Below are 2,443 nucleotides of genomic sequence, written 5' to 3' on the forward strand. Positions count from 1 at the left end.
CCGGTCAGCCAGGACGTTGGGTCGGCCGCGCGGTGAGGTGCCTGCCGTGACAGGTCCTGTTCCGCGCGGCCTCCCGCCGAACCGGACATGACGGTTTCCCGGTCATCCGGCTCTCCAGTGACTACTGCGTGAATGTTCTGGCTGGCTGTTCCGAACGGATGCGGTCGTGGCAGATGTCGCAGGCCACGACCGTTTTGCGGCGTCGTTGGAGCATGACGCGCGCCCAGTCGGAAGGCTGCCATCCGGCATGTGCGAGGTCGGCGAGAGCCCGGACGTGGTGCACTTGCACGTTGCCCTTGCTTCCGCAGATTTCGCAGGTGTCCGCCAGGAGTCTCGCGATGAGTTCCTTCTGCGGATAGTCCACCCGGACCGGCTCGCGGTCGGCGAGTTCCGCCGCTCGCTGCCGTTGGAGGGGAATTCCGCCGAACCGTGCCACCAGTGGTTTCCTGTTCTTCCGCTCGATGCGGGCCTCAAAGCAGACTCGGGACCCGTTGGGCGTGTCGATTTTGGCCTTGTGCTTGGCGGCCATCTTCGACACGGACGAACGGTGCTTGGCGGCAAGGGTCTTGAGTATTGCTGTCTCCATGACCCATTGCAGCCGGTGCAGCCGGAAGACATCTCCGGCGAGCAGGTAGTACTGGACAACACCCCGGTAAACGGTCCCGAACGTAGCCACGATCGCATGATCGCTGCTGTTGATCAGGGCCGTTCTCTTCGCGGGATTTCCGCGGGCGAGATAGGGGGCGCACTTGGCTTTGATCACATCCCGTGGGACACGGAGAGCGATCTGACCGTTGACCCGACGGTAACGGCCAGTCTTCTTCGTGTCGTTGTGCTGGGTCGTGATCTCGTAGCCGAGAAACCTCGCTGCCCGGGTGCGGGCATGAGTGATCAGCGTCTTTTCCTGGGACAGTTCCAGCCTGAGTTCTTCACGCAGGAACTGGGCCAGACGTTGTTTGATCTGCTCGGCCTCGGCCTTCGGTCCGGTGAAACCAAGGAGATGGTCGTCCGCATAGCGTATGTAGCGCAGCCTGCGATATGCCGGATCGTTCGGATCCGAACTCGGCAGGCTGACCATCCGCTGACGCAGTGCACGGGCCTGGACCCGGTCACCGCGCCGACGGGCCTTCGCCAGCAGATTCTGCAACTCCAGATAGGCCGGGTTCCTGGCCCGGCGTTTTCCTTGGGTGTACTCCGGAACAAGAACTTTCTCAACGAACTCGTCCAGCTTGTGCAGGTAGATGTTGGACAGGACCGGGGAGGCCACTCCGCCCTGCGGCGCTCCGGAAAGCGTGGCACCCCACTTCCAGTCCTCCAGGTATCCGGCCTTGAGCACGTTGCGCACTAGCCGCAGAAACCGCTGGTCATTGATCTTCTCGCCGAGGATCGACAGCAGAACCTGGTGGTCCAAGCTGCCGAAGCAGTCGGCGATGTCCCCTTCGATGAACCAGGACGTCCCGGTCCAGGTGTGGTCCACCTCCCGCAAAGCGGTATGGCAGCCACGGCGGGGACGAAATCCATGGGAGCGGTCGGAGAACGTCGGCTCGTAATACGCCTCCAATAACAGGCGGATCACTTCACCGACGAGCTTGTCCGACCAGGTCGGCAGCCCCAACGGACGCATCGTCCCGTTCTTCTTCGGGATATGGACACGCCGGACCGGACGGAAACGATAGCGCTCGTGACGCATCGCCTCGATGATCCGGCCGATCTTCCGCTGTGACATGCCGTCCACGGTTTCCGGTGTGACCCCGGGCGTCATCGCGCCATGGTTGGCGTAGATCCGCCCGTAGGCCAGCAGATACAACTGCGGATTGAACAGTTGCCGATACAGTTCCTCACACGGCAGGCCACGCCTGCCGCGTTCACGCAGGACACCCAGCACCGTTTTGGCGCTCTGCATTTCGCATACCTCCCGAGTCTGTGGTGTCCGAATCACCTGGCCCCCTTCGCCCAATGTGGACGGCTTTCCCGTCCTCCCTGGCCGGTCGCGACTCCGGCGACTACTACGGGGCCTCCGTCGCCATAGGACTCGCGTCCCGTAGGCGATCCCACGTTCGCCCCTGTCTGTACGTTCTAGCGCGACTTAGGCGTCCCACTCATCTCCTTGAATGTCCTCGCTGGACATCGCTCCGTACTCCGGAAGTGCACCAGGTCACAATGAAACCCAGAACAGAGCGCGGCGCCGGTTTCAGCTGCCATTTCCGGCGGATGGGAACTTGCATCTTCTGGAGATTGGGCTTCAAACAATCCAGTCTTCGTCATATCGCGCGGGCCGCCCAGCACACCGTCTCTGACAACTGAGCCCGGTCACTGGTTTTCTGACATGCTGTTGTCCCCTTCACCTTTCGGATCCAGGTAAGTCATCCGGCCCAGGAACCTCCTTCCGAATCCCTCCCGGCTGAGCCGGGGATACAAACAGAGCGCCTCGTGGCGCACATGG

The 2,443-nt window shown here is 62.3% G+C and carries 1 protein-coding gene; it reads right to left on the bottom strand.

The features are described 5' to 3' along the window. Window positions 1-121: 121 nt before the first annotated feature. Entirely contained in the window at window positions 122-1,903 is a 1,782-nt protein-coding gene (locus EES42_RS44500) for a reverse transcriptase/maturase family protein (protein WP_206434030.1), read from the bottom strand. Between the last annotated feature and the right edge of the window lie 540 nt (window positions 1,904-2,443).

The organism is Streptomyces sp. ADI95-17 (genome assembly GCF_003846175.1).
Taxonomy (GTDB): Bacteria; Actinomycetota; Actinomycetes; order Streptomycetales; family Streptomycetaceae; genus Streptomyces; species Streptomyces sanglieri.

Bases quoted from the DNA above. Each gene is read 5' to 3' on its own strand.
- EES42_RS44500 (WP_206434030.1), bottom strand. From the start codon at position 1,903: ATGCAGAGCGCCAAAACGGTGCTGGGTGTCCTGCGTGAACGCGGCAGG.